General features: G+C 63.2%; 16 protein-coding genes and 1 pseudogene. 11 read left to right on the top strand and 6 right to left on the bottom strand.

The annotated features are described in order from the left end of the window. The first annotated feature begins 55 nt into the window (after positions 1–55). On the top strand, positions 56–508 hold the full coding sequence (locus ACNAOT_RS04015; RefSeq protein WP_420181224.1) for a hypothetical protein: 453 nt from the start codon (positions 56–58) through the stop codon (positions 506–508). Positions 509–600: 92 nt separating this feature from the next. Here ACNAOT_RS04015 and ACNAOT_RS04010 read toward each other — a convergent pair. Next, a pseudogene (locus ACNAOT_RS04010) lies at positions 601–984 on the bottom strand (methyltransferase family protein); the annotation flags it as partial. Positions 985–1,295: 311 nt separating this feature from the next. Between ACNAOT_RS04010 and ACNAOT_RS04005 the strand changes: the two are divergent. The 5 genes from ACNAOT_RS04005 (at position 1,296) to ACNAOT_RS03985 (ending at position 6,819) form a co-directional block, all read left to right on the top strand. Beyond that, a complete protein-coding gene (locus ACNAOT_RS04005; protein WP_179018778.1) occupies positions 1,296–2,693 on the top strand; it encodes an MFS transporter in 1,398 nt (465 codons plus the stop codon). Between the two features lie 172 nt (positions 2,694–2,865). After that, a complete protein-coding gene (locus tag ACNAOT_RS04000; protein WP_420181115.1) occupies positions 2,866–3,528 on the top strand; it encodes a response regulator transcription factor in 663 nt (220 codons plus the stop codon). Beyond that, positions 3,525–4,937 (top strand): sensor histidine kinase, encoded by a 1,413-nt coding sequence (locus ACNAOT_RS03995; RefSeq protein WP_420180115.1) that lies wholly within the window; start codon positions 3,525–3,527, stop codon positions 4,935–4,937. Before ACNAOT_RS04000 ends, ACNAOT_RS03995 begins: the two co-directional genes overlap by 4 nt. Continuing rightward, positions 4,930–5,919: a TAXI family TRAP transporter solute-binding subunit gene (locus ACNAOT_RS03990; RefSeq protein WP_420180114.1), complete on the top strand. Its 990-nt coding sequence runs from the start codon at positions 4,930–4,932 to the stop codon at positions 5,917–5,919. The genes ACNAOT_RS03995 and ACNAOT_RS03990 overlap by 8 nt, the downstream gene beginning before the upstream one ends. 66 nt (positions 5,920–5,985) lie before the next feature. Continuing rightward, on the top strand, positions 5,986–6,819 hold the full coding sequence (locus ACNAOT_RS03985; protein WP_370628852.1) for a hydroxymethylpyrimidine/phosphomethylpyrimidine kinase: 834 nt from the start codon (positions 5,986–5,988) through the stop codon (positions 6,817–6,819). Here ACNAOT_RS03985 and ACNAOT_RS03980 read toward each other — a convergent pair. Beyond that, a complete protein-coding gene (locus ACNAOT_RS03980; RefSeq protein WP_091465285.1) occupies positions 6,816–7,748 on the bottom strand; it encodes a cytochrome b/b6 domain-containing protein in 933 nt (310 codons plus the stop codon). The two genes, ACNAOT_RS03985 and ACNAOT_RS03980, sit on opposite strands and share 4 nt — an antisense overlap. 302 nt (positions 7,749–8,050) lie before the next feature. Between ACNAOT_RS03980 and ACNAOT_RS03975 the strand changes: the two genes are divergently transcribed. After that, positions 8,051–8,665 (top strand): TetR/AcrR family transcriptional regulator, encoded by a 615-nt coding sequence (locus ACNAOT_RS03975; protein WP_179018786.1) that lies wholly within the window; start codon positions 8,051–8,053, stop codon positions 8,663–8,665. Here the strand turns inward: ACNAOT_RS03975 and ACNAOT_RS03970 are convergent. Continuing rightward, a complete protein-coding gene (locus ACNAOT_RS03970; protein WP_420180113.1) occupies positions 8,662–9,984 on the bottom strand; it encodes a serpin family protein in 1,323 nt (440 codons plus the stop codon). The genes ACNAOT_RS03975 and ACNAOT_RS03970 overlap by 4 nt on opposite strands. A 268-nt stretch (positions 9,985–10,252) precedes the next feature. After that, positions 10,253–11,767, bottom strand: coding sequence for a helix-turn-helix domain-containing protein (locus ACNAOT_RS03965; protein WP_420180112.1), 1,515 nt, complete (start codon positions 11,765–11,767; stop codon positions 10,253–10,255). Positions 11,768–11,912: 145 nt separating this feature from the next. Between ACNAOT_RS03965 and aceA the strand changes: the two genes are divergently transcribed. Both aceA and aceB read left to right on the top strand, forming a co-directional pair. Then, positions 11,913–13,241 carry an isocitrate lyase gene (gene aceA, locus ACNAOT_RS03960; RefSeq protein WP_091465279.1) on the top strand — a complete coding sequence of 443 codons (1,329 nt, stop codon included), beginning with the start codon at positions 11,913–11,915 and terminating at the stop codon, positions 13,239–13,241. A 205-nt stretch (positions 13,242–13,446) separates the two neighbouring features. Further along, positions 13,447–15,099, top strand: a complete 1,653-nt coding sequence (gene aceB, locus ACNAOT_RS03955; protein WP_420180111.1) for a malate synthase A — start codon at positions 13,447–13,449, stop codon at positions 15,097–15,099. A gap of 262 nt (positions 15,100–15,361) precedes the next feature. Here aceB and ACNAOT_RS03950 read toward each other — a convergent pair whose 3' ends face one another. After that, positions 15,362–16,555: a CynX/NimT family MFS transporter gene (locus tag ACNAOT_RS03950; RefSeq protein ID WP_420180110.1), complete on the bottom strand. Its 1,194-nt coding sequence runs from the start codon at positions 16,553–16,555 to the stop codon at positions 15,362–15,364. A gap of 82 nt (positions 16,556–16,637) precedes the next feature. After that, positions 16,638–17,855: an ROK family transcriptional regulator gene (locus ACNAOT_RS03945; RefSeq protein ID WP_420180109.1), complete on the bottom strand. Its 1,218-nt coding sequence runs from the start codon at positions 17,853–17,855 to the stop codon at positions 16,638–16,640. Between the two features lie 139 nt (positions 17,856–17,994). Between ACNAOT_RS03945 and ACNAOT_RS03940 the strand changes: the two genes are divergently transcribed. Further along, a complete protein-coding gene (locus tag ACNAOT_RS03940) occupies positions 17,995–18,762 on the top strand; it encodes a sugar phosphate isomerase/epimerase family protein (protein WP_420180108.1) in 768 nt (255 codons plus the stop codon). After that, on the top strand, positions 18,759–19,880 hold the full coding sequence (locus ACNAOT_RS03935; protein ID WP_420180107.1) for a Gfo/Idh/MocA family protein: 1,122 nt from the start codon (positions 18,759–18,761) through the stop codon (positions 19,878–19,880). The genes ACNAOT_RS03940 and ACNAOT_RS03935 overlap by 4 nt, the downstream gene beginning before the upstream one ends. Positions 19,881–19,893 lie beyond the last annotated feature (13 nt).

The raw sequence follows: 19,893 nt of genomic DNA, 5'->3' as shown, positions 1-19,893 counted from the left end.
GCTCACATGATCACCCCTTCAGCCGAACGCTCGCTCACATCACTCGGAGGTAGTCATGAGCCAGAACCCTTGGTCAATCGATGAAGAGTACGCGCCGGCAACAAGGAGCCCATCCACCGGATGGCGCTACGGACCGAAGGATCGGGTGGTGCTGGGAGGCAAGGGACTGACTCTGGGCATCGCCGTGGCGCACCTGACGTTCTGTGTGTTGCTGTCCAGCCAGAGTCCCGAGTGGGCCGTTGTCTTTTTCATCTACAGCCTGCTCCCCGTCTGGGCAGTTGGTGCCGCGGTAGGTTCCATCCTCGGACTCGCCCTGCGACGCGTTCGGAATCAGTGGCTTCACGTGGCCGCATTCTTCGCTGCGGGATTGCTCATGTGTGTGCCTTTCGGCGCATTTTCGTCCACGGCTTCACTTCTGTTTTCGTCGTCGATTGCCGTCGCAGCGGGAGTTGGCCGCCTTGCCATCTGGAAACTGGTGCGCATCAACCGTGCCGGTGAACCTATATAGCGCGGAACATCCCGCTCATAGTCGGCGTATGCCTCGCCAAATCGCTGTCGGAGCACGGATTCTTCCCACAACGCGCCCAGATGTTCCACCAGCATTCCAGCAGGCATAGTCACCACGGGCCAGGCAGAACCCCTGGAGACCGCCACCCCTGCGTGAATCATCCACCACCCGAGATACATCGGATGGCGGCTCGCAGCATAGGGGCCGGTGGTCACTAAGCCCTCGGGATGGCCCAGCTGAAAGCTTCCCGCCGTTTCACGCCGGCGCTCCCAAACCGCCCAACCGGTGATTCCTGCGCCGGCCAGCACCAACACAGCGCCGGCCGCTTTTTGTCCGACGCTGCGCTCAGGGACGGAAACGGGATGCAAGCGGTTGAGGACTGCATCCAGCACCAGACCCGCAACTTGTCCCGGCGGCAGCGGAACATTGGCTGCCTCCTGTTTCACTGCGCGCGCCACACGCAGAAATGCGCCCATGCCAAGAAGATAACCCCGGCGCTTCAGGAAAGCCACAGCGGAAGCTGCGGCCGGGAATCCAAGGCAAGCGACCGCCGTCGGACCTCAACACGGGCCAGCCGAAACCTAAGGAAGTGTTAGGAAATCCCCCGCGAGCTAGGGCTGTGCCGTGCATCACCCATAGTTTGGAACATGTCCTCTTCACCTTGGAGGGCCTTTCTTAGTCGACGAAGAGCCATGCGCAAGGACGCCATGAGCACCAGCTTCATGGACAGAACGAACTCATGCAAGACACGGCTGCCGTATCAGGCGCCGTCCAGGAAGGTTCATTGATGAGCACCCAACAAGCTGAAACTCTGAGCGAAGCCGCCCAGACACGCAAGGCCGTGAGCAACATCCTCAAGGGCTCCGCGGGCAACCTCGTGGAGTGGTTCGACCTCTACGTCTACACGGTTTTCGCGGCGTATTTCCAGTCGCACTTTTTCAACTCCTCGGACGACCTGCAGGCAGGGCTTGAGGCGATGGCCGTCTTCTCGACGTCGTTCCTCATGCGCCCGATCGGCAGCTGGTTCTTCGGCCGCTACGCCGACCGCAAGGGCCGCAAGGCTGCGCTGACACTCAGCGTGACCATGATGTCTGCCGGGTCCTTCGCCATCGCCATTTTGCCGACGCAGGATGTCATCGGCCTCTGGGCCCTGATTCTGCTGGTGTTCATCCGCATGGTCCAGGGTTTCTCAGTGGGCGGCGAGTACGGTACCAGCGCCACCTACATGTCCGAGGCTGCAACGGCCAAGCGCCGCGGCTTCTTCTCCAGTTTCCAATACGTCACACTGATCGGCGGCCAGATGCTGGCCCTCCTGGTGCTGGTGATCCTGCAGAACACCATGAGCAAGGAGGACCTGACGGAGTGGGGATGGCGCATTCCGTTCGCCATCGGAGGCGTGGCTGCGCTGGTCGTTCTCTGGCTCCGCCGTTCCATGGAAGAAACCCTCTCTTCCGATCAGCTCCGCGCCGCGCACGTCAAGGTTGCGGGCGAAGCACAGCCCGGCACCATGAAGCTGCTGTTCACCAAGCACTGGAAGCCACTTCTCATCTGCATCGGCATCACCCTCGGCGGCACCGTGGCGTTCTACACGTACACCAACTTCATCCTGAAGTTCATGAACGATACGTCCGGCATCGCCAAGACCGATACCTCCGTGATCAACTTCTGGGCGCTGTTCATCTTCATGTTGCTGCAGCCCGTGTACGGCATGCTCTCGGACAAGATCGGCCGCAAGCCGTTGTTGATCTGGTTCGGCGTCACTGGCGTACTGTTCACGTGGCCGCTGCTCTCCACATTGGCTGGAACCAAGGATCCGTTCGTGGCGTTCCTCCTGATGTTCGGTGGCCTGCTGATGGTGGGCGGCTACACGTCCATCAACGCGCTGGTGAAGGCTGAACTGTTCCCGGCATCCATCCGCGCGCTCGGCGTTGGACTCGGTTATGCGATTGCCAACTCGCTGTTCGGCGGGACGGTTCCGCTGATCGGTGCGGCCCTGCAGAAGTCGGGCCAGGTGGACATGTTCTTCACCTATGTCACGGCTGCGATCTTCATCTCCCTGCTGGTGTACATCTTCGCGCTAAAGAACAAGAAGCCGACGCACTTGGACGCGGAGCAGGGCAACGCCTTCGCGGCAAAGGGCACTGCGAAGGACGACGACGACAAGAAGGACCTCGTCAACGCCTGACCTGGCTGCCTTGTGAGGCCCGCTTTGCGCCCTTTGGATACTCCGAAGAGCGCAGAGCGGGCCTCACAACGTTAAGCTCTAGTAGCGAACCAAAACCCGCGAACCAAAACCCGCGAACAAGCCCATGAACCAAACCCGCGAACCCAGCCCAGCAAGCCAAAGGACCCTGACCGTGCACGTGCTCATCGTCGAGGATGACGACGCCATGGCGTCGGCCTTGAGTGCAGCCGTCGCCTCCGCCGGCCATAAGCACACCCGGGTATCCCGCGGCGAGGACGCACTCCTGGCCCACCGGCAACACGAAGTGATCCTACTGGACCTCGGCCTCCCGGACCTGGATGGCTTGGACGTCCTGCGCAAACTGCGCCAAGTCACACAGATCCCCATCTTGATCCTGACCGCACGCGACGACGAACGGAGTGTGGTGCTGGGCCTCCGATCCGGAGCCGATGACTACCTGGTCAAGCCCGTGAAGCTCGTGGAATTGCTCGCCAGAATCGAAGCTGTCACCCGGCGCACCAGCCGTTCCGGCCAGGAAACTCCGCATGCCATCGTCCTCGGGGATTTGGAAGTAGACCTCGATCGCCGGGTGGCCTCGGTGGGCACAAGACAACTCGCCCTAACCGCAACCGAATTCGACCTCCTCAGCCTGCTGGTCAGGAACGCAGGGTCGGTGGTGACCCGGGAGCAGATCCTGGACGCACTCTGGGGCGATGCATTCCTGGCACACTCCCGGTCCTTGGACGTGCACCTCACAGGCCTCAGGTCCAAGCTCCAACTTCCCGGGTTCATCATCAACGTCCGAGGCGTCGGCTACCGCGTAGAGCAACCGTGAAAGTCCGCGTCCTCGGCATCCTCAGCCTGCTGGTTGTTGTCATTGTAGTGACGGTATCCAGCGTGATCCTGACATCGGCCAGCAGGGAGCTCACCCAGGAGCTGCAGATCAACCGCGTCGCAGCCCTCAACCGCTTTGCGCAACTGGCCAGCGACGCCGCTGAGGACAACAACACAACCCAACTGCAGCGCGAGATAGACCGCTATTCGGAGCTTTATGGTGAAGGAATCCTGATCCGGCTCCAACAGAAGACCCTTCGCTCCGGGGGCCTCAGCGAGGACCAACCAGAGGTCAGCGAAGCGCTGAACCGGGCGAGCCTCAATCTCAGCGACACTACGCTGAACCCCATCCGGGCGTTCGGCACAGGCAACGACTTCATCTCCAGGTCCTTCGGCACGGCCAGCCAGGTACTCGGCGAAGTGGTTGTTGAAGTCAACCTGGACGCAGCCCGGCAGAAGCTACGGGAGCGGTGGCTCGTCGTCGGGCTTGCCGCGGTGGCGCTGGGCATGCTGCTGCTCGTGGCGGCGTCGCGGATCACGGCCTGGGTTTTGCGCCCGGTCCACCGGCTGAGCAAGGCAGTCCACGAGCTCGCGGCCACGGGCAAAACCAGCCAACTTCCCGAAGCCGGTCCGCCTGAGTTGCGTGAGTTGAGCCGCTCCTTCACGGCCATGGCCGACACCGTGACCCGCAGCATGGAGTCGCAGCGCCGGCTCATCGCCGATACTTCGCATCAACTCCGGAACCCTGTTGGGGCGCTGCGGCTTCGGATCGATCTGCTGCAGCTCGCCTTGAACTCGGAGCCTGAGAAGGACGCGGCCGCCGGCGTTGTGGCCGAACTTGAGCGGGTGGAAGAAATGCTCGACGGCGTGCTGAAGCTGGCAACCGCTGAACACCGCGCCTCTGAAGGCTCTGCCCGAGTGGAGCCTTCAGAGCACAAGCGCCTGGCCGTCATCGACCCCTTCCCCGTCCTGCAAGGTGAAGTGGAGAGGGCGACGCCGGCCGCTCGCCTTGCCGCGTCGGAGCTGACGTTAGAGGGCCCAGCGTCGGAAAACCAGATCGTTTGTGACCCGGATGAACTCGCGCACATGGTGGGTGAACTCCTCGCCAATGCCCTCAAATACGCTCCGGGGGCACGCATCACGGTGGCGAGCCGGCAGACGCAGGGAGGCACCGCCGTCGAGGTTTCCGACGACGGTCCCGGCCTCCCGGCCGATCAACTCGCCGCGTCCACCACCAGATTCTGGCGGGCACCACAGCACAGCAGGATCCCCGGCAATGGGCTGGGTATGACCATTGTGGAACGGCTCGCTGAAGCGAACGGCGCGAAGCTGGTCCTGGAAGCGAATGAGCCACACGGGCTGACTGCCCGGCTGGAATTTGCGCGGCCGAGGTACGGTTCGCATGCCTGAGTTACCTACGATCTCCCGGCGAAGCGCCCTATTAGCAGTTGCCGTGCTCGGCTTGGGCGGCGGCCTGCTCGCATCAACTGCGGCCTGCACACCGGAGGAACGGCCACCGGAACTGACCGTTGCCGGCGGCGAATCCGGCGGCTTCTACTTAGAGTTTGCCGCCCTCCTCGCGGACCTGCTGCAGCGGGAAAGGGTGACTGAAAAGGCAATCGCGCTGACCACCGGCGGAAGTCTGGAGAACATCCAGCGGGTCTTATCCGGCGAGGCCACGCTCGCCGTCGCACTGGCCGACGCCGCCGCGCAGGCCACAGCCCTTGGCAAGGACGACGGGCAGTTGGTAGCGCTGGGAAAGGTGTACCAAAACTACGTCCACTGCATTGTGCGCGAGGACAGCGGCATCCGAACCTTCGCCGACCTCGCCGGGAAGACCGCAGGCGTGGGCGAAGTGGGCTCGGGCACTACCCTGACGGCCGGCCGAATCATTGCTGCCGCAGGACTCTCGGGCGCGACGGCAGGGCCGGGCAGGGCCGTGAGCCAGGTCAACCTTGGGTTGAACCAAGCGCTGGCGTCACTGCGAGACGGTTCGATTGACGTGATGATCCAGTCCGGAGGTGTCCCTACTGCGCCCATCGCTGCCGCGGCACAGTCCCTTGGCGTGCGGCTCCTCGACCTCTCCGAGCTCGTGCCGGCAACACGGGCTCAGTCGGAATTCTTCTACGACCGCGTCCTCATTCCCGCAAACAGCTACGGAAACGCGCCTGCCGTGTGGACCGTGGGAGTGGCCAACCTGCTTCTGTGCCGCAGGGATCTGGCGGATCATGTTGTTCGGCAGATCGTGGAGTTGCTGGTGGGGCAGGCTCAGGATCTGGTGCCGAAGTCCAGCACTGGCGTTCAATTCCTCAGCCCGGAAACTCTGATCAACACAGCTGGCCTGCCCCTGCATCCGGCTGCAGAGGCGACTTACCGGGCGCTGCACGGTTAAGCCTGCGCGGTTAGCCGGGCGGCGCGAAAATCGGCGTGTGACGGAGCGAATGGCAAAATGGAACACATGACTTCAGCCGTTGCCCCTGCCATTGCCCTGACCATTGCCGGCTCCGAAGCGACCGGTGGCGCCGGCGCGCAGGCCGACCTCAAGACCTTCCAGGAACTCGGAGTGTTCGGCATCGCGAACCTCACGTGCATCGTTTCCTTCAACCCGCAGGACAACTGGAACCACCGCTTTGTGCCCGTGGACCAGCAAGTCATTGCAGACCAGTTGGAAGCCACGACGGCGGCATATGGTGCCGCTTCCGGCGCACCTTCCGTGCTGGATACCGTGAAGATCGGCATGCTCGGAAGCCCGGCGACCATCAGCACCGTGGAAAACGCACTGACCGACGGCTCCTTCAGGCACGTAGTGCTGGACCCGGTGCTGATCTGCAAGGGACAGGAACCTGGCCACGCCCTGGACACCGACCAGGCCTTGAAGGCGCAGATCCTGCCGTTGGCTACGTTCGTCACTCCCAACCACTTCGAGGCCGAGTCGTTGTCCGGACTCACCATCACCGATGAAGAGTCGCTCAAGGCCGCCGCCATTCGCATCCATGAGATCAGCGGCGCAGCAGTCCTTGCCAAGGGTGGGGTTCGGCTGGAAGGCCCGGACGCCGTCGACGTTTACTACGACGGCGAGACGCTGGAGGTCCTGCGCGCGCCCAAAGTTGGCGAAGTAGCTGTATCCGGTGCCGGCTGCTCGCTTGCTGCCGCAGTGACTGCCGAGCTGGCCAAGGGTGCGGCGCCGCTGGAAGCTGCCCGAACGGCGAAGGCTTTCGTGACCGCCGGCATCAAGAACCGAGTGTCCTCGGGTGCTCCGTTTGACGCCCTGTGGCAGGGCGGGGCCAGTTAGCGCGAGACCTTGCCCATGAGCGAGGCGATCGGGCGCAGGAACAGGGGCCGGGCCAGGAACCAAGCGGCCGCCGTGAAGACAATGGATGCTGCGAAGATCCCGAAGCCCCACCAGCTGCTGTTGTCGTCGTTGGAGGCGTACATGTGGTTGAGGTTCCGCAGGGCACCGGTTGCCAACACCAGGGTCACGTGGACGATCACGAAGGCCACGAAGTAGATCATCACCGGGAAGTGGATCTTACGGGCCAGCTCGATCGGGTAGAACTTGTTGATTGCAGCCTTCTTGGGCCACGCCCCGGACATCCGGATGCCCGTGATGATGGCCAGCGGCGCGGCAATGAAGACCGTGATGAAGTAGGTGAGGAGCTGGAGGCTGTTGTAGTTGTTCCAGCCGTTTTCAACGGGCCAGTTCAGTGATGCGTACTGCAGCCCGGCCGAGATGGCATTCGGGAAGACGTCCCAGCTGGTGGGAACGATCCTCAGCCACTGACCGGTAGCGAAAAGCAGCACGATGAAAATGATGCCGTTCAGGACCCAGAGCGCATCCAGAGTCAGGTGGAACCATAGGTCCAGGCTGATCTTGGTGGGGGGATTCTTGGTCTTGATGAAACCCTTGTTGTTCCGGGTCCAGTTGGCAGCCGGGCGGGTGGTGGTGCGCACCTGCCAGCCCGACCGGATGATCAGGACAATAAAGAACATATTGAGGAAGTGCTGCCAGCCAAGCCAGGCCGGGAACCCTGTGGGGGCGCCTTCAGGAATGGCCGAGTGCCCCGGGTAGTCGGTGAGGAACTGCTGCACGGGCTGGAGGGTCCGGAGCCATTGCGCAACGAGCACCAGAATCAGTGCCACCACCAAAGCTCCTGCGGTGACGACGACGGGTTTGAACCACCTGTTCGACGTGATCCCGGACGACTTGCTTGAAACGGACATCAGGCCGCGTTCCTCTCTGGCTTGTTTGGCTGCGACCAGTTGGCGCTATATAGCGATTCAACCAGTTGCAGCCCGACGGTGAAAACGGCACCCGGGTTTCGGGGCGTTCGACGTCAAAAATCGCAGCATTCGGATACACGCCGCAACATGCATTTCTAGAACAGACTTCCAGAATTATTTCCTGTTCCCTGTGGGCCAGTCAAGGCTTGGTGTTGGCTATGTGGATTCTCTCCAGAGTAAGATTCCAAAAAATGGCCGGGCAACACTCCGGTCTTTCTTCTGCCTGCGAGAGGAGCGCGAGCGTGGTTCGCAAAACATCCGATGCAGCCACCACTGCCGGTTCCTGGCAGTGGACCCGCACTGCGGCAACACAGCGCAATCTCCTGGACGCGGCTGCCAGCGTTTTCGTGGAGCACGGCTTTACCGACGCGAGCATCTCGGACATCGTGGCGCGGGCAGGATCCAGCGTGGGCAGCCTCTATCACCACTTTGGCGGGAAAACTGAGCTCTTCCTCGCCCTATGGGACGACTACCAAAACGAACACGAGCGCTTGGTCGCCGCGTCCGTGGCGAAGGCGCGCAAGGCTGGTGAGAACGATCCCCTTGCGCTGTTCAACGTGGGCAGCCGCAGCTACTTCGACTACACCTGGAAGCACCGGCACTTGGAGCGGGTGTTCATTGAGGGCGACACTCCCCCGGGTTTCGAGGTACTCCGGCGGGAACGTGGGCGCGAATGGGTGCGGCAAAATTCCGTGCTCTTGGGCGCCAGCGACGACACCCTTGGCAGGCTCACCGTTGCCGTGATCACGGACATCATCACCGTCGCCGGGCAGGAAGTGGCCTTCAGTCACACTAAGCGCGAGGCCGACGAGGTTGTCGAAGCCGCCGCAGTGCTGGTGGGCCGCTTGATCCGCTAGCTTCGCGGGTCCGCCACCCATCCCATGAACAGGGGCATTCCGGTCTCGAAGTGAACGATCTGGTAGTGGAAGGGGTGGTCGAGGACGATCTCCCGCTCCGGAACCACGGCACTGGAGGCCTCCGCATTCATCTGGGTCACCGCGGAGGCAATGGTCCCCTTTTCGGCAACGGTGATGTTGGCTGCCTGAGCCGCCTGCGTCAGTTTCATGCCCTGCTGGATCGCGTCGAAATCTTTGTCCGTGGCCAGCATCTGGTTGAGTCCGAGCGCTTTGAAGACTTTCCTCAGCTCAAACGTGGTTTTATGGTCCCACTTGGGAAGGCTGATCTGGACCATGTCCTGTTGGGCGGCGCCCAATCCTTTAGCCACGTCGGTCAGCACTGCCGCAGAAGCGGCGGCCTGACCCGCCGCACCTGACGCAGCAGCGGAACCCGGCGCATCGCCGTCGTGCAGTACCAGCCGCATGACAAAACCCTCGGCGTAAGGCAGATCCACGGCCTGCCACGCGGGCCCTTCGGCGTACGCCATGGTGAGCGAAGAGTGCATCATTGGCACGTTGATGATTTCCCCGCTGCCCTTGGTGAAGGGGCCGTCCGACGTGTCGTCCGCGTCGAAGGGCGTTTGCCAGGCGGCGGCGAAGTAAAGGGCATTGAGCAGGCTGAAGGTGTTGTCAGGATCGTATTGTGCGGGTGCTTCCTTGATCCGGCCGCCGGTGTTCCTGCTGACCCACTGGTCGATTGCTGGTTTGGTCACGGCCTCGTCCCGAAAGTTCACCGGGTAGACGCCTGTGCCGAAATGTTTGGCGAGTGTGGTGAGAAAGGCCTCGCCGGTGGGCACACCTTTGTCAACGAACAGCCCGTTGGCGGCGTGCATGACCGGCTTACGCGGCGGGTTCTCTTCATCCACTGAGCCGGGGTCGCCGTCGAACTTTTCAAGGGAGGCGAGCAGTGCGTTCATCGTTTCGTCGCGCCCCTCTCCGGGGAAACCCAGAACTGAGTCCATCTCCGCAGCAGTGGCCCCGGATGCCCCGGCCCGAAGCATGCTCAACGCAATCAGCAAGCTGGCGGGCGACGACACGACGTTGCCGTTATCCGAGTCGCCGCCATCGGCGAGTAGCGTGGCGCCGAGCTTGCGCGCCGACGCATTGAACGCGGCAAGCTGCGCCGAGTAGTCCGTCGTCTGGACTGAAACGCGAGTCACGCCGTCGGCGGTTTGGAGCCCGACGTCGGTTGGTTGCGGCGCGCAGGCACTGATAGTCGCGGAACCGCTCACCAGCGCTGCTGCCGCGAGCAGCGCTGTGACTCTGCCGGTTCGTTTCATGGCGCATCCCCCTGTTTGGCGTTGTTCTCACATGGTGCTCCGATTGAAGATGGAATTCACCCGAAGTGAGAGAGGGATCGCCAAATGTTGCCGGAACGTGAGCGAGCGTCACGCTCAAGCCCGAGGAACGTGAGCGAGCGTCACGCTCAAGCCCGAGGAACGTGAGCGAGCGTCACGCTCAAGCCCGAGGAACGTGAGCGAGCGTCAGGCTCAAGCCCGAGGAACGTGAGCGAGCGTCAGGCTCAAGCCCGAGGGAAGTGATAGAGCGTCAGCGTTCGGAGTGCGCCGCCAGGAACGAGTACACCTCGGTCTCGTCCACGCCGGGGAAGGCGCCGGGAGGCATGGCGGCGAGCAGGTGCGAATGCGCCCGGGCGGACGGCCAGGCGTTGCCGGCCCACTCGTTCGCCAATGACGCCGGCGGACGCTTGCAGCAGGTGGGATCCGGGCAGTTGGACGTGGCACGCGCCGTGGTCTCCCGGCCGCGGAACCACTTCACGTGTTGGTACGGCACTCCGATACTCAAAGAGAACTCACCGGCAGCTGACCGCTCAGTGCGGGCCGTGCACCAGTAAGTGCCTGAGGGCGTGTCCGTGTATTGGCTGTAAGCGCTGAACTTGTCCGGCACGTCAAACACCGCACGCGACGTCCACGCTTTGCACGACGGCTGCCCTTCAATCGCTCCGGTGTGATCTTGCGGGAAGGTCACACCGTCGTTCTCGTATGCCTTGTAGATGATGCCGGACTGATGTGTCTTCTGGAAGTGCGTGGTGATACCCAGGTGCTTGGTGGCCAGGTTGGTGAAGCGGTGTGCGGCAGTTTCGTAGGATACCGCGAAGGCATCCCGGATGTCTTCCACGGCAATTTCCTTGGCGGCCTTAGCTTTTTGTAGGAACTCCACCGTTGCCTGCTCCGGAAGCAGCAAAGCGGCCGCGAAGTAGTTGGTGGCCACTCGCTGCGCCAGGAAATCCCCATAATTCCGGGGAGTTTCATGCCCAAGGACATAGTGTCCAAGCGCCTGCAGGAGCACTGAACGAGGGTCATGATCCTGGCGTTGGTTCTGCGTCAGATAAATTCTGCGGTTCTTCAAATCGGTCACGGACCGCGTGGAATGGGGAAGATCACCCACGTGGTGCAGGGTGAAACCGAGGTTCTCGGCGATGTCCGCGATGACGTGCTGACTCAGCGGACCGGTGGTGTAACCCACCCCCTTGAGGACCTTTTGCGCCTCGGCCTCGTACTCGGGGAAATAGTTGCCGCGCTCGCGCATCATGGCACGCAACTCGCCGTTCGCGCGGCGGGCTTCTTCCGGCGTCGCCACTTGCTCGTTAAGTTTGCGTTCGAGCTCCTGAAGCAGCCCCACCTGCGACTCCAGTACATCCAGCGGAAGCCGCGAGCTGATGCGGATTTTGGGCAGGTTGAGGGACTCATACAGGGGTCCCCGCTGGTACCGTTCGAGCTCAATTTCCAAGGCCGCACGGCGGCTCGGCGGCTCGGCTCCGAGCAGCTGATCGATGGTCACGTTAAGTGAGGCAGCGAGCTGCTGAAGGAGCCCCAACTTGGGTTCGCGTTTGCCGTTTTCTATAAGGCTCAGCTGGCTCGGTGCGGTCCCGACGGCGGCACTCAAGTCGTCAAGGGTCAGCCCGGCCTGCTTGCGCAGATGGCGCACGCGGCGGCCAAGGCTGATGACGTCCAGTTCAGGGGACGCAGCGGACAACGACGGCGATGCGACTTCGCGATTCCAGCTCACAGGCGACATTTCTTGAGAATACGCGAAGAAGTGCATTTCTTTCCATAGTTTTCCTCTAGTAACCCTCTTGGAAGTGCAGAAAAGTAGGTCTTACGAAAAAGAAATACAGACCCCGGGCAAGCCGGCCGATGCAGCAAAGGCGCAGCGGAGGCCGGCCCCGGCACCACATAGGAGATCAAAGATGACCGCTTCATTTGAACCAGCAGAGTCGTCCGCTCAGGACACAGCAGGCGAGCAGGCCGCAGCGCTGGAACTTGAATGGTCCGCCAACCCGCGTTGGGAAGGCGTCACCCGCGATTACTCGGCTACTGATGTCGTCCGCCTCCGCGGTCGCGTCTCCGAAGAGCACACCCTGGCCCGCCGCGGCTCGGAGAAGCTGTGGAAGCAGCTCACCGAGGAAGCTCCCACGGGCGGTTACACCAACGCCCTCGGTGCCCTGACCGGCAACCAGGCCGTGCAGCAGGTCAAGGCAGGCCTCCGCGCAATCTACCTCTCCGGCTGGCAGGTAGCCGCAGACGCCAACCTTTCCGGCCAGACCTACCCGGACCAGTCCCTGTACCCGGCCAACTCGGTCCCCCAGGTTGTCCGCCGCATCAACAACGCCCTGCTCCGCGCTGACCAGATCGAATATGCCGAGGGAGTCAAGACTGTTGAGGACTGGTTGGTTCCGATCGTCGCTGACGCCGAGGCCGGCTTCGGTGGCCCGCTCAACGCCTACGAACTCATGAAGTCCATGATCACCGCAGGCGCGTCGGGCGTTCACTGGGAAGACCAGCTCGCTTCCGAAAAGAAGTGCGGACACCTCGGCGGCAAGGTCCTGATTCCCACCCAGCAACACATCCGGACCTTGAACGCAGCCCGCCTGGCAGCCGACGTCGCCGGCACCCCCACCGTGGTCATCGCCCGCACCGACGCCGAAGCCGCAACGCTGATCACCTCCGATGTTGACGAGCGCGACCAGGAATTCATCACTGGCGAGCGCACTGCGGAGGGCTTCTACAAGGTCCGCAACGGGATCGAACCCTGCATCGCCCGCGCCAAGGCCTACGCGCCGTACTCCGACCTCATCTGGATGGAGACCGGCACCCCGGACCTGGAACTGGCCCGCAAGTTCGCCGAATCGGTCAAGGCCGAGTTCCCGGACCAGATGCTCTCCTACAACTGCTCCCCGTCCTTCAACTGGCGCAAGCACCTGGACGACACCACCATCGCCAAGTTCCAGCGCGAACTTGGTGCCATGGGCTTCACGTTCCAGTTCATCACCCTGGCCGGCTTCCACGCCCTGAACTACTCGATGTTCGACCTCGCCCACGGCTACGCCCGTGAAGGCATGAGTGCCTACGTCGAGCTTCAGGAAAAGGAATTCGCCTCCGAGTCCCGCGGCTACACCGCCACCAAGCACCAGCGCGAAGTCGGCACCGGCTACTTCGACGACATCGCAACCGCGCTCAACCCGAACGCATCCACCCTCGCACTGGTCGGATCGACCGAAGAGGGCCAGTTCCACTAACCACTTCCGACGGCGGGACTCACCTCCGGCCTGCGGACCGGCACCGCTCTGCCTGCTATTCCCCGCGTCCCGGTTTCGACCTCGCTGAGCGAGGACGGACCGGGACGCAGGGCCCCTTTTACGCAGGCTCCCGCGGCGCCGGCTCCTTGACCTTGCGCGCCCCTCAGGCGAGTGCCGCCGTCGAACCTTTCTTAGGAGTATTAGAATGAACAGCTTCACTGACAACTTCACTATTAATGGCATCACCATCACCGCACAGCCCATCTGCCGGCAGAACGAGGTTTTGACTCCGGACGCCTTGGAGTTCATCGGCAAGTTGCACAAGGCTACTGCTGATCGTCGTCAGGAGCTGATGCAGGCACGGCACGCCCGCCGTGGGCAGATCGCCGCCGGCCAGGACCCGCGGTTCCGCCCGGAAACTGAGGGCATCCGCAATGATCCGACGTGGCGAGTGGCTCCCCCGGCACCTGGTTTGGAGGATCGCCGCGTGGAGATCACGGGCCCGGTGGATAAGAAGATGACCATCAACGCCCTGAACTCGGGTGCGAAGGTCTGGCTCGCTGACATGGAGGACTCCTCCACGCCGACGTGGCGCAACGTCATCCAAGGCCAGCTGAACCTGACCGATGCTTTGGAGCGCCGGATCGATTTCACCTCCCCCGAGGGCAAGGAATACAAGCTCAAAGCTGCCGAGGACCTGCCCACCATCGTGGTCCGTCCCCGTGGCTGGCACCTGCCGGAGAAGCACATGCTGATCGACGGCAAGCCGATCGCCGGCGGCATCGTGGACTTTGGTTTGTTCTTCTTCCACAACGCCCGCCGCCTGCTCGCCCAGGGCAAGGGACCATACTTCTACCTGCCGAAGATCGAGAACCACCTCGAAGCCCGCCTGTGGAACGACATCTTCGTCCTGGCCCAGGATCTGCTCGGCATCCCGCAGGGCACCATCCGCGCCACGGTGCTGATTGAAACCATCACGGCCGCGTTCGAGATGGAGGAGATCCTGTACGAACTGCGCGACCACGCCTCGGGTTTGAACGCCGGGCGTTGGGACTACATCTTCTCGCTGATCAAGAACTTCCGTACCCGCGGACCGCGTTTCGTGCTCCCGGACCGCGGCCAGGTGACCATGACCCAGCCGTTCATGCGTGCTTACACGGAGCAGTTGGTCCGGGCTTGCCACCGTCGCGGTGCCATGGCGATCGGTGGCATGGCTGCCGCTGTTCCCAACCGCAAGGACGAAGCAGCAAACCAGGCTTCGTTCGAGAAGGTCCGGGCGGACAAGACCCGTGAAGCCAACGATGGTTTCGACGGCTCCTGGGTGGCCCACCCAGACCTGGTGCCTGTTTGCCGGGAAGTCTTTGACTCAGTTCTCGGCGACCGCCCCAACCAGGTGGACCGCTCCCGCGAGGACGTAACCCCCGATGACCGGGCACTGATCGACATCGCCAGCACCGAGGGCACCATTACCGAGGGCGGCGTTCGCCTGAACATCGAGGTGGGCATCCGCTACATCGAGTCCTGGCTGCGCGGCAACGGAGCTGTGGCCATCCACAACCTCATGGAAGACGCCGCCACTGCCGAGATCTCCCGGTCCCAGCTCTGGCAGTGGATCCACTCCCACGCCATCACCGACAACGGCGACATCATCACCCGCGAATGGGTGGAAGATATGCTGGACGAGGAATACGCCCGCCTGGAACGCTTCGATGGAGACCGCTTCGCTGACGCCCGCGCCATTTTCGAAGAAGTCACCCTGGCCGAGGAATTCCCCACCTTCCTGACCATCCCTGCGTACGCCCGTTTCCTCACCGAGGCCCGTGAAGAGGCTACGGAAGAGGAACTCGTCGCCGCCTAGATCTACTGGGTAGCGACACCATCAAGCCCCGACGCTGGGCTGCCTGCACTTTTCGCAACAAGTGACCCCGACCGTCGGGGAGGCAGCCCAGCAACGGGGCTTACCTGTGCGCGTCACTCCGCTTCGCTGCCTTGCTGCGCAGCATGCCGTGCGCACGGCACGTTCAGCAGGGAACCCCCGAAACGGGCAGGGCCGGATCGGGGCCAGTGCTGGATCGCGGGCAGGGTTGACCACGGGCAGGGCCGGGCCGGCTCAAGCCCAGCTAGCGCTGCCGGGCCACCCAGCGCACGGACAACGTGGTGCACACGCAGAACGCGAGCACCGAGCCAAGGATCACAAACAGCGGCACCGTCCACCCCCCGGTAACACTGTGCACGAACCCGATGGCAGTGGGAGCCAACGCAGCGAAGCAGTAGCCAACGCCTTGCACCACGGCGGACATCTTTCCGGCGGCGGCCTGCGATTGTGCGAACTTGATGATGGCAATGAAGATCACTGTGATGCCTCCACCCTGTGCAACACCGCCCAGCGAGGACCACATCCACCACCACGAAGGCGCCAGCAGCAGACCCACGGGAACGGTAAGCCACAGCGCGCTCAAGGTGACCGCGACCGCCGTCGTACTGGCGAAACGGGCCAGAAGCGGTACGCCCAGGCCGCCCACAATGGCGAAGATCTGGAAGAGCGATGAGCCTGCACCGGCGTCGGCGGTGCCCATGGCGAGTTCATCGGACAGGAAGCTCGGCAGCCAGGCGGTAACTCCGTAGTACGAGAACGCCTGGCCGGCGAAGCCAAGTGTGAGACCGACCGTCAGCCACCGAACACCCGCAACACGACCGGACAAGGAAGCAGGAGGAGCAGGAACCGCCGTCGGAACAAAGGCCTTTCGAGCACCAACAGTGGGCACCCAGAACAGGATGGCCGCCAAGGCCAACAACGCACTCGCAGCCAAGGCAAGCCGCCACCCCACCAGCTCTGCAAGGGGCGCCGTAGCCACGGAAGTGAGGAACGAGCCGACGTTCAGCGCAGCGGTGTAGACGCCCATGGCCGTTGCCTGGCGCCGGGGCGCGAAGTCGCGCCGGATGATGAGCGGCACTGCGATGTTGCCGATAGTGATGGCCACACCAATGATGACGGTGCCCACCATCACCGAAACGCCACCGCCGCTGGAACGGACCACTACGCCGGCCAGCACACCAAGAAGCGTGAGCATCACGGCGACTTCTGCCCCAAGACGGCGGCCCGCCAATGAGGCCAGGGGCGAAGCCAGGGAGAAACAGAGCACGGGGATGCCGGTCAGCAGTCCAAGCTCAACCGGTGAAAAACCGAGGTCCTGCTGAAGGGAATCCACCACGGGCGCCACGGCCACGAAAGGGCCCCGCATGTTGAGGGCGATCAGCCCGATGCAGGCAAGGATCAGCCAGCCACGGGGAACTTTGGCGAGGAATTGGCTCATTGGACGCACGAAGAAGCAAGGAAATTAGACATCAGTTTCATTGCTATCACGGCGCTACCCGGCAACCGGCATCCGGAAACGCTCATCCCGCAGCTTGGAGCGTGGCCTCAATCACTGATGGAGACAGGACGTGCTGGGTGACCATGTGGCTGGCGCCCAGGATCGCGGCGCGCTGCCCGGCCATGGAAATGCCGATGCGCAGGTGCGTGGTGGCCAGGGGCAGGGAGCGCCGGTAGACCACTTCGCGGATTCCGGCCACCAGATGCTCGCCGGCCTCCCCTACGCTGCCGCCGATGATAATGATGGACGGGTTGAGCAGGTTGACCACGGTGGCCAGCACATCGCCGACGTCACGCCCGGCCTGCCGAAGTGCCTGAATTGCCTGCAGGTTGCCCTCACCAACAAGCCGCAGGACGTCCGCGCCGTTGGTAGCTTCCAGCCCCTGTGACTGTAGCTGGCGCGCGACGGCGGGACCTGAAGCAAGCGCCTCGAGGCACCCGTGATTGCCGCAACGGCAGAGGACGTCGTCGCCGCGCGGGACACGGACGTGGCCGAGATCGCCGGCGGTGCCATTGGCGCCGCGCTGCAATTGGCCGCTGCTGATGATGCCGGCGCCGATGCCAGTGGCTACTTTGACGAACAGGAAGTTCTCGTGGTCCGGCCAATACGCCGTGCGTTCGCCGAGGGCCATGATGTTGACGTCGTTATCAACCAGAACGGGAACCGGCAGGGAGCGCTGAACGTACGTGACGACGTCGAATCCGTCCCAGCCAGGCATGATGGGCGGCTTCACCGGGCGACCCGAATCGTGTTCAACGGGGCCGGGTAGCCCGATACCCATGCCGGCCAGGTCGCCAAGTCCGCGGCCCGCCTCGGCCAGGAGTTCACGGCCCGCAGTTACTACGCGGCCCAGGACGACGTCCGGACCATCGGCGACTTCCTGCCGCAATCGTCGCTCCGCCAAGACGTTGCCGCCGAGGTCGGTGACGGCAACAATCACGTGGGTAGCTCCGACGTCGACGGCAAGGACCACCCGCGCTGCCGGATTGAAAGCAAAGCGCGACGGCGGCCTGCCGCCGGTGGAGGTCGCTTCACCGGCGGGCCCGACGAGCCCCGAGTTGATGAGCGCGTCAATGCGTGAGGCCACCGTTGACCGGGCCAACCCGGTGGTTTCGGCGAGCTCAGCACGGGTGCGGGCCTTTCCGTCGCGGAGAAGTTGGAAGAGGTTCCCGGCGCGTGAAAGATTGCCGACCTCTGGCGCGGAGGTGTATCCGGCGTCAGTTCCGGCAGCTGTTGTCATCCATTTAGTGAAGCATGATTGCTTATGCATGTCATCCAGCGGAAGTTAATCTGAAAAATCCCGACTTTTGCTAGACGCTCGGCAAAAGTCCCTCTAGGCTGAAATGAGTCCAGAAGCCCCTCCCCAGAAAAGGAATCCAATGTCTTATTCGATCCAGCTGTATACCTTGCGGGACGCTCTTCAGGAGGACCTGCCGGGCACCATAAGGAAGGTTGCAGAGATCGGCTTTACGCAGGTGGAGCCGTACAACTTCGTGGCCACGGCCAAGGAACTGGGTGCGGCGTTGAAGGAGAACGGCCTGACCGCTCCGTCCGGGCATGCCCCGTTGTTGTCCCAGGACCAGGACGAGATCTTCGCCGCGGCCAAGGAACTGGGCATCACCACGGTGATCGATCCCTTCCTTCCCGCGGAGCACTGGCAGACCGCCGAGGACATCCAGGCCACGGCCGCCAAGCTCAACGCAGCCGCGAAGAAGGGCGCCGAATACGGCATCCGTGTGGGGTACCACAACCATGCCTGGGAGCTGGAGTCCACCATCGAAGGCAAGACCGCACTGGAATACCTCGAGGGTTTGCTGGACCCGGAACTGGTCTTGGAAGTAGACACCTATTGGGTTGCCGCCGGCGGCCAGGACCCCGTGGAACTTCTGGCCCGCCTCGGTGACCGTGTGAAACTCATCCACATCAAGGACGGACCAGGCAACACTGACACCAAAGCACAACAGCCCGCCGGCCAAGGCACCATCCCGGTCCTGGACGTCATCGCCGCAGCCAAGTCCTTGGAAGTTGGCGTGGTTGAATTCGACGACTACTCCGGTGACATCTTCGAAGGCATCACCCAGAGCCTGGCTTACCTGACCGCCGCGGCCAGCGCCAACGCAGCAAGCGCAGAAGGAGTGCAGGCATGAGCTTCACCCCATCCACCCGCAAAGGCCCCGTGGGCGTCGCCGTCATCGGTGCCGGCAACATCAGCAAGCAATACCTGGACAACCTCACGGTCTTTCCCGACCTGAAGGTCCTGGTCGTCGCGGACCTCTTCGTTGAAACCGCGGAAGCTCGGGCCAAGGAATACGGGATCCCGGAGTTCGGTGCCCCGGAGCTGGCACTGAACCATCCCGACGTCGAACTCATCATCAACCTCACCATCCCGGCAGCGCACGTCGAAGTCGCCACCGCGGCAGTCAACGCCGGGAAGCACGTCTGGACCGAGAAGCCTTTCTCCCTGGACCGCGAATCCGGGCTCGGCCTGCTCAAGGCAGCCGACGCCGCGGGTATCCGCCTTGGCACGGCCCCGGACACTTTCCTCGGAGCGGGCCTGCAGACCGCCCGCCGGATCATCGAACGCGGCGACATCGGCACCCCACTGACCGGCATGACCACCTTCCAAACCCCCGGCCCCGAATCCTGGCACCCCAACCCGGCGTTCCTGTTCCAGCACGGAGCCGGTCCGCTGTTCGACATGGGCCCCTACTACCTCACCGCTTTGATCCAGACTTTCGGCTCGGTCCGTAAGGTGGCCGCCGTCGGCTCCTCCGCGAAGGCCACCCGCATCATCGGTTCCGGACCCAAGGCCGGTGAGGAATTCGCCGTCGAGGTCCCCACCCACGTCTCCGCGATGGCACAGTTCGAAGGCGGCCAGTCCTCCCACAGCGTCTTCAGCTTCGAATCCCCGCGCCAGCGCATGGGATTCGTGGAGATCACCGGGTCCGAAGCCACCCTGTCCCTCCCGGACCCGAACTACTTCGACGGCGACCTGAAGCTGTGGCGGCCCGGTGCCGACGAACCCGAAATCATCTCCGCCACCGGACCCGCGAACGGCCGCGCCATGGGAGCCTTGGACATGGCCCGCGCCATCCGAACCGGCGCCCCGCACCGAGCCACCGGTGAACTCGCCTACCACGTCCTGGACACCATGGTCTCCATCACCGAATCCGTCGAGTCCGGCACCTTCGTGGACGTCACCAGCAACGCCCCCGTCTCCGCTGCCCTCCCCGAAGACTGGGCACCCGAAACAGCAACCCTTTAAGAACGGGCGACGA

This window comes from Paenarthrobacter sp. TA1.8 (assembly GCF_048595705.1).
Classification (GTDB): Bacteria; Actinomycetota; Actinomycetes; order Actinomycetales; family Micrococcaceae; genus Arthrobacter; species Arthrobacter nitroguajacolicus.
The sequence above is the reverse complement of the archived record's forward strand: the minus strand, read 5'-3'. Positions and strand labels throughout refer to the sequence as shown.